Source organism: Propylenella binzhouense, assembly GCF_009866965.1.
Classification (GTDB): domain Bacteria; phylum Pseudomonadota; class Alphaproteobacteria; order Rhizobiales; family Afifellaceae; genus Propylenella; species Propylenella binzhouense.
In genome coordinates this window covers 23859-31241 of the sequence record NZ_SPKJ01000048.1, presented here as the reverse complement: position 1 = coordinate 31241, position 7383 = coordinate 23859, and the positions used below count along the sequence as shown (strand labels likewise).

Annotated in this window: 6 protein-coding genes; 2 read left to right on the top strand and 4 right to left on the bottom strand. The window is 68.0% G+C overall.

What is annotated here, in order from left to right:
- From E4O86_RS13835 to E4O86_RS13825, 3 genes are all read right to left on the bottom strand, one after another.
- Nucleotides 1-968 (bottom strand): ABC transporter ATP-binding protein (locus tag E4O86_RS13835; protein ID WP_161141136.1); only part of this gene is annotated, 968 nt, incomplete at its 3' end.
- Nucleotides 961-1944 (bottom strand): ABC transporter ATP-binding protein, encoded by a 984-nt coding sequence (locus tag E4O86_RS13830; RefSeq protein WP_161141139.1) that lies wholly within the window; start codon nt 1942-1944, stop codon nt 961-963. The genes E4O86_RS13830 and E4O86_RS13835, both read right to left, overlap by 8 nt.
- Nucleotides 1945-1983: 39 nt before the next feature.
- Entirely contained in the window at nt 1984-2382 is a 399-nt protein-coding gene (locus tag E4O86_RS13825) for a VOC family protein (RefSeq protein WP_161141135.1), read from the bottom strand.
- Between the two features lie 80 nt (nt 2383-2462).
- Between E4O86_RS13825 and E4O86_RS13820 the strand changes: the two genes are divergently transcribed.
- Nucleotides 2463-3131, top strand: coding sequence for an FCD domain-containing protein (locus tag E4O86_RS13820; RefSeq protein WP_161141134.1), 669 nt, complete (start codon nt 2463-2465; stop codon nt 3129-3131).
- 169 nt (nt 3132-3300) lie between these two features.
- On the top strand, nt 3301-4074 hold the full coding sequence (locus E4O86_RS23810) for a helix-turn-helix domain-containing protein (RefSeq protein ID WP_161141133.1): 774 nt from the start codon (nt 3301-3303) through the stop codon (nt 4072-4074).
- Nucleotides 4075-4102: 28 nt separating this feature from the next.
- Here the strand turns inward: E4O86_RS23810 and E4O86_RS13810 are convergent, their stop codons facing one another.
- The gene (locus E4O86_RS13810; RefSeq protein ID WP_343039161.1) at nt 4103-7201 is read right to left on the bottom strand and encodes a CheR family methyltransferase; all 3099 of its coding nucleotides are present in this window, start codon (nt 7199-7201) and stop codon (nt 4103-4105) included.
- Nucleotides 7202-7383: the final 182 nt, after the last annotated feature.

The following is a 7383-nucleotide window of genomic DNA, read 5'->3' as shown; positions in this document are numbered from 1 at the left end:
ATCGGGAAATGGCAGGCGACGAGATGTGCCCCGCCCGACGGCGCGAGCGGCGGCGCGAGGCGCGTGCAGACCTCCTGCCGGCGCGGGCAGCGCGGATGGAAGCTGCAGCCGGAGGGCGGCCTGCTCGGCGAGGGCACGTCGCCCGGCAGCACGATGCGCTGCGCCTTGGCGCCCGGGCGCGGGCGCGGCACCGCCGAGAGCAGCGCCTCGGTATAGGGATGGCGCGGCGCCGCATAGAGCTCGGCGGCGGGCGCGATCTCCACGATGCGGCCGAGATACATGACGCCGACGCGGTCGCTGATGTGCCGGACGACGCCGAGATCGTGCGAGATGAAGAGATAGGTCAGTCCGAACCGGCGCTGCAGCGAGACGAGCAGGTTCAGGATCTGCGCCTGGATCGAGACGTCGAGTGCGGAGACCGGCTCGTCGGCGACGATCAGCTGCGGCTCGAGCGCGAGGGCGCGGGCGAGCGAGATGCGCTGGCGCTGGCCGCCGCTGAATTCGTGCGGATAGCGGTCCGCGTGCTCCGGCCGGAGCCCCACCACCTCGATCAGCTCGTGCACGCGCCGCAGCCGCTCGGCCCGGCCGTAGAGGCCGTGGACACGGTAGCCCTCGGCGATGATCGAGCCGACGCGCTTCCTCGGATTGAGCGAGGAATAGGGGTCCTGGAAGACGATCTGCATCTTCCGGCGCAGCCGCCGCATGGTGCTGCCGCCGGCCTTCAGCACGTCCTCGCCGTCGAACAGGACGCGGCCCTCGTTCGGCTCCTGGAGCCGCAGGATGCAGCGGCCGAGCGTGGTCTTGCCGCAGCCGGATTCGCCGACGAGCCCGATCGTCTCGCCCTTCCGGATCGCGAGATCGACGCCGTCCACCGCCTTCACCGCCCCCGCGTTCCGGCCGAGCGGACCGCCCGGGACTGGGAAGTGCTTCTTCAGCCCTTCGACGCGGAGGAGCGGCTCGTCAGACATGGAGCCAGCACCTCACCTCATGGCCGCCGTCCTTGCGCACGAGCGGAGGCTCCCCGGCCCGGCAGGGCTCGTGCACGCGCGGACAGCGGTCCTGGAAGGCGCAGCCGGCCGGCAGCCGCGCCAGGCTCGGCACCGCGCCGGGGATCGCCGGCAGCATCCGGTCCCCGACCGGCCGCTCGAGGTCCGGGATGGTGGCCATCAGCCCGGCCGTGTAGGGATGGAGCGGGTTGCCGAAGAGGGCGTCGACATCGGCATGCTCGACGATCTGGCCGGCATACATGACCGCGACCCGCTCGGCGGTCTCCGCCACCACGCCGAGGTCGTGGGTGATGAGCAGGATCGCGGCCCCGAAGTCATCCTTCAGGCTCTGCATGAGCGCCAGGATCTGCGCCTGGATGGTCACGTCGAGCGCCGTGGTCGGCTCGTCGGCCACCACGAGCTTCGGCCCGCAGGAGAGCGCCATCGCGATCATGACGCGCTGGCGCATGCCGCCGGAGAGCTCGTGCGGATATTGAAAGAGGCGCCGGCCGGGGTCGGAGATGCCGACCTTGCGCAGAAGCGATTCCACCTCCGCAAGCGCCTCGCGCGGGGGCAGGCCGCGATGGAGCCGGATGACTTCCGCGATCTGCTCGCCGATCCGGATGACGGGGTTGAGCGCGGTCATCGGCTCCTGGAAGATCATCGCGATGCCGTTGCCGCGGATCCTGCGCATCTCGTCTTCGGGAAGCGCGACGAGATCGCGCCCCTCGAAGACGATGCGGCCCGCCGCGATGCGGCCCTGCGGCGCGGGCACGAGACGCAGGATGGAGAGCGCGGTGACGCTCTTGCCGCTGCCGGATTCGCCGACGATGGCGAGCGTTTCGGCGCGGTCGATCCTCAGGTCGATCCCGCGCACCGACTTCACCACGCCCTCGGCCGTGTCGAAGTAGGTGTGCAGGCCGGCGATCTCGATCACCGGATCGTCCGAGGAGCCCATCCCGCCTCCCGTTCCCCGTCTCATGCGTCGTCCCGTCGGCTAGGCGTCCCCCTCGGTCTTCTTGTAGTCGGTGCGTCGGCTGTCGCTGAGCTGCACCCGCCAGCCGTCCGGATCGCGCAGCAGCACGTTGCGGCGCCCCGTCGAGGGAGATGGATGCGGCGGCTTGTAGAAGGTGTTCACGCCCTTGGCGACGAGGTCCTCGTAGGTCTTGTCGATGTCGATCACCTTGAAGGAGATGTGATTGATGCCCGGGTTCTCCTCGCCCATGACCGTGTGGATCTCGAAGATCGGCTGGTTGTCGCCCGGCAGTTGCATTTCCGCGGAACCGCCGTGATGCTCCGTCCGGCTCAGCAGCTTGAAGCCGAGCTTCTTGTAGAACTCCACGAATTCGTCCACGTCGCGGACGATCAGTTCGATATGGTCAATCCCTACGATCATGCCGGCGCTCCACCCGTACAGTTGTCGCGTGTCGACAATCCGCATAAGTTCAAGGCCTGTCAACGATGAAAGATTCGCAAGTGCGGACGCTTGAGCTCCCCGAGCGGCAGTCGCTCGCCGAGGTCATCTACGAGCGGCTGGAGGAGATGATCCTCGCCGGCGCGCTCAAGCCGGGCGAGGCAATCAACGAGAAGGCGCTGAGCGACCGCAACGGGCTCAGCCGTGCGCCGATCCGCGAGGCCTGCCGCCGGCTGGAACAGGCCGGCCTCGTGGAGATCATCGTCAATCGCGGCGCCTACGTGAAGACGATCTCGCGGCGGACGGCGGCAGAGCTCTGCGAGGTGAGGGTCGTGCTCGCCGTCCATGCGAGCCGGCAGGCGGCGGCCGCGTTCACGAAGCCGCGCATCGCGGAACTCGCCCGCACGATGAAGGCGATCGAGGCGGCCGTGCGCGAGGGCGACCTCGCCTCGTTCTACCGCCTGAACCACGATTTCCACATGGCGATCATCGAGGCCGCGGGAAACCGCCGGCTGGCGGAAATCTACACGGGCATCAACAAGGAGCTCAATCTGTTCCGCTGGCGCGCCTTCCAGGGCGCGCCGGGGCTCGACGATTCCGTCACCGCCCACCGCGCGATCGTCGCCGCGCTCGAGGCAGGCGACACGGACGCCTTCGTCGCGCGCGTCGAGGAGCATCTGCGGGCCGCCAATCGCCGCCTCATGGAATCCGGCATCGAAGAGGACGAGTAGCGGCGGGGGAGGGGGTAGACCGCCGCCTCGTCCGGGCGGTCCGCGCCGACCCGACAGGGAGCCGGCCCGTGCATCCTCTTGCGGACGCGGCCTCCGCTTGTCTTCCGGCGGAGAGGAACTAGCATGCATCTAACGTTCTTCCGGCATCCCCGATATCTGGAGAAACGTTGTGGAGGGGGTCCCTGACGGCTCGGATTCCGACCGCGAGCGGTTGGTTTCCAGCCTTGCGCGCGTCGGCGAACTCGGCCGCGAGGATCGCGATGCGATCCGCAATCTTCCGCTCGTCTCGCGCGATCTGGCGAAGGGCGTCGACCTCGTTCGCGTCGGCGAGCGGACGTCGCAATGCTGTTTCGTGCTGGACGGCTTTCTCTGCCGGTACAGGATGCTGCTCGACGGCAAGCGCCAGATTCTTTCGCTCCACATGCCTGGAGATCTGCCGGATCTCGAATGCATCCATCGCGACGCGGCGGATTTCAGCCTCGGAACGCTCACGCCGTCCCGGGTAGGCCTGATCCCCCACAGGGCGCTCGTCGACCTCATCTCCGCCAATCGTCGGATCGGAGCGGTCCTGTGGCGCTACACGCTGATCGAGACGGCGATCTTGAGGGAATGGACCATCGGGCTTGGGCGCCGGCTCGCCTTCGAGCGCTGCGCCCACCTCCTCTGCGAGCTGACCGCACGGATGAGGCAAGCCGGCCTGGCGACGGACGGCAGCTATCAGTTGCCGGTCACGCAGACCGATCTCGGGGACATTCTCGGCCTTTCCACGATCCACGTGAACCGCGTGCTTCGCGATCTGCGGATGGCGGGGCTTGCCGAATTGCGCGGCGGCACGGTCACGGTGCTCGACTGGCAAGGGCTCGTCGATACGAGCGAGTTCGACGGCACCTACCTTCGTCTCCACCAGCCGACAGGCTCGCGCGTCCAGGTGCCGATTTCGTAAGGACGCGCGAGTGTGCGCAGCCGCGCCGTCAGGATGCCGGCTTGTGCTGGACGAGCAGCCGGTCCGTCACGGGCATCTCGATCCGGCAGTGCAGGCCCTCCTTTCTGAAATCGAGACTCGCCTTCGCCGAGAGCTCGTATTCGAGGGTCTTCTCCAGGAGCTCCATGCCGAAGCCGTGTCGCTTCGGTGCGGAATCGACCGGGTCCGGGCAGGATTCGCTCCAGTCGAAGGCGAGCGTGCGCTCGCCGCCTTCTCCGCCGAGCGCCCATGCGATCCTGATCTTCCCGTGCGGCTGTCGGAGCGCTCCATACTTGACGGCATTCGTCGCGAGTTCGTGCACGGCGAGCCCGAGCATCTCGGCGGCCTTGGGCTGGAGGCGGATCGGCGGTCCGGAGATCGCGACCTGCTCGCCCTCGTGGGCGGCGTAGCCGACCAGTTCGTCGGCGACCATCGTGTCGAGGCTTACGCCTGCGACAGGGTCCCGCGTCACGGCCGCCTGGACGCGGGCGAGCGCGTTGATGCGGCCGTCGAGATGCATGGCGAAGTCCTCCACGGAATCGCTCGTCTCGGCGGTCCGGTGCGCGATCGAGCGGACCACGCCGAGGGTGTTGCGCACCCGGTGCTGCAATTCGGAGAGGAGCAGGCGCTGCCGCTCTTCGGAGCGCTTGAGCGCGGTCACGTCGACGAAGGTGACCACCACGCCCGCGATGAAATTGTCGATGCTGCGATCGGGGAGAATGCGGACGATGTAGCGCGCCCCGGTGGCGGGATTCTCGATGGAGCGCTCGACGCTGTTGAGCGTGCGGAGCACGCGCCGCACGTCGTCCTGCAGTTCCTCGAACGCGATCCGCGACTTGATGTGCGCGATCGGACGTCCGATGTCGGTCTCGACCAGGTGGAAGAGCTCGGTCGAGGCCGGCGTGAAGTTCATCACCTTCAAGTCGTTATCGAGGAACAGCGTGGGGATCTGCGTGCTTTCGAGGAAGTTCTTGAGGTCGCTCGTCGCGCGCGTGAGGTCGTGGACCCGGCTTGCGAGCTCGCTGTTGACCGTGGTCAGCTCCTCGTTGACGGACTGCAGCTCCTCGCGCGAGGTCTCGAGCTCCTCGTTTGCCGACTGGAGCTCCTCGTTGAGCGACTGATATTCCTCGTTGGAGGATTTCAGCTCCTCGTTCGCGGTCTCAAGCTCCTCGATCGTCGCCTGCAGGCGTTCGCGCGTCAGGCGGAGTTCGCTTTCAAGGCGAAGCACGTGCTCGTCCCGCAGATGGCCCGGGACCGCGCTCAGGTCGGCCCCGCCCTCCGGCAGGACCAGTCCATCCTTGAAGACGACGACGAAATTGCGCACCCCCTGCGCGGAGTTGCGGATCGGCTCGACGGCGATGTCGACGAGAAGCGTCGTATGTCCGCTCACGCGCATCTTGATCCGCTCGGCGTGGACGGCCTTGTCCTCCTCGCCGGCCTTCATGAGGAGCGCGCGCAGCTCCAGGCGGAGGTCCCGGTGAACGAGGTTCAGGAGGTCGAGGGTCGCCGCGCCCGCGGTAGGTTCGATATAGCGGCCCGTCCGGGCCGAGAAATGCAGGACCTGAAAGTCCTCGGTGGTGATGACGTAGGCGGGAGCATATTGCTCCACGATGCGCTCGGCCCTCTGGGCGAGCTGGCCGTCGGACTGTGACCGGACGGGCGCCGGCCGCGCCTCCGGCGGGCGCCTGGCCGACGCGGTGATCGGGAAATCGGGCAGGTGGTGCGGCCCGTTGTCGAGGCGGCGGAAGATCCGCGCCCGACGGTCGATGGGCTCGAACAGCTTCGGGTGCCGGGTGACGTTCTCCGAATTGCCGAGGAAGAGGAATCCGCCGGGGCGCAGCGCGAAATGGAAAAGCGGGATGATGCGGCTCTGGAGGTCCGCCTCGAGATAGATCAGCAGGTTGCGGCAGGAGATCAGGTCGAGCCTGGAGAAGGGCGCATCCCGGATCACGTTGTGCGCGGAGAAGATGCACATCTCGCGCAGCTCCTTCGCGACGACATAGGTATTGCCCTCCCGGACGAACCAGCGCGCCAGCCGCTCGGGCGAGACATTGTTGACGATCGAGCCCGAGAAGCGGCCCGCGCGCGCCGCGGCAAGGGCGCGGACGTCTATGTCGGTCGCGAAGATCTGGACCTGCGGGGCGACGTCGCGGCGCGCGATCTCCTCGCGCAGCAGGATCGCGATCGAATAGGCCTCTTCGCCGGTCGCGCAGCCGAGCACCCACACCCTGACGAGATCGCCCGTCCCCTTGCCCTCGACGAGCTTCGGGACGACCTCCTTCTCGAGCGCGTCGAACTCCTTCGGATCCCGGAAGAAGTGCGTGACGCCGATGAGGAGGTCGTTGAAAAGGTTCTGCACCTCCTCCGGCTGGTCGCGGAGAAGCTTCACGTATTCGTCGAGGTCCTCGATCTGGGTCACCTGCATCCGGCGCTGCACGCGACGCAGGAAGGTCTGCTTCTTGTAGCCGTGGAAATCGTGCCCGGTCTTGGTGCGCAGGATCTTGGCGATCGAGCTGAGCGCCTTCGCGCCCTGGTCGATCAGGGCGTCGAAATTGCTGCGCCGGCGCAGCCGAGCGTGCAGCGCCAGGCGCCCCGGCATCTCGGCCGCAGGGATCACGAAATCGGCCAGCGCGGCCGGAAGGTTGTGCGCGGCCTCCCGTGCGTCCTCGGGCGGGCCGCGCTCGGCGATTGCAAGCCCGCCATGCTCCTTGACCGCCGCGACCGCCAGGATGCCGTCCGAACCCGTGCCGGACAGGAGGATCGCGACGGCGGCTTCCCCCCTGTCCTCGGCGAGCGACAGGAAGAAGGAATCGAGCGTCCCGCGGGTTCTCGACCTGCCGTCGGCGTGGCTGATCGCAAACCGCCCGCCCGCGACCGTCAGAAGCGCGGAAGGCGGCGCGAGGTAGGCCGTTCCGGCCTCTATGGCCATGCCCTGCTCCGCCGTGACGAGCGGGAGGTCCGGGCCGAGCGCCTGCCTCAGCGCGGCTTCGTCGAGAGCCTCGCGGCTCTGCAGCACCACCACCTCCGCGACGTCCGACAGGTTCGCCAGCCCGGCGAGCAGCGTCTGCAGCGATTCGATGGAGCCTCCAGAAGCTCCTATGCCGACCACCAGGGGCGACTTGTCCGCCTGCGCCGCGCCATTTCCGGGGCTTCGCCTGCTGGACCTGCGGGGCCGGCCGCCCTTTTCGCTCGTATTGCTCACTGCCTGCACCGCCTTTCCGGCGGGGTCCTCTCCGGATGCGCGGACCTCACCGTGGCACGCGATTCACCGGGGAGCAACGCCGGACCCGG

What these genes read in the sequence shown, in the direction of transcription:
- E4O86_RS13825 (WP_161141135.1), bottom strand. Translation starts at nt 2,382, where the DNA reads ATGATCGTAGGGATTGACCATATCGAACTGATCGTCCGCGACGTGGAC.
- E4O86_RS13830 (WP_161141139.1), bottom strand. Translation starts at nt 1,944, where the DNA reads ATGGGCTCCTCGGACGATCCGGTGATCGAGATCGCCGGCCTGCACACC.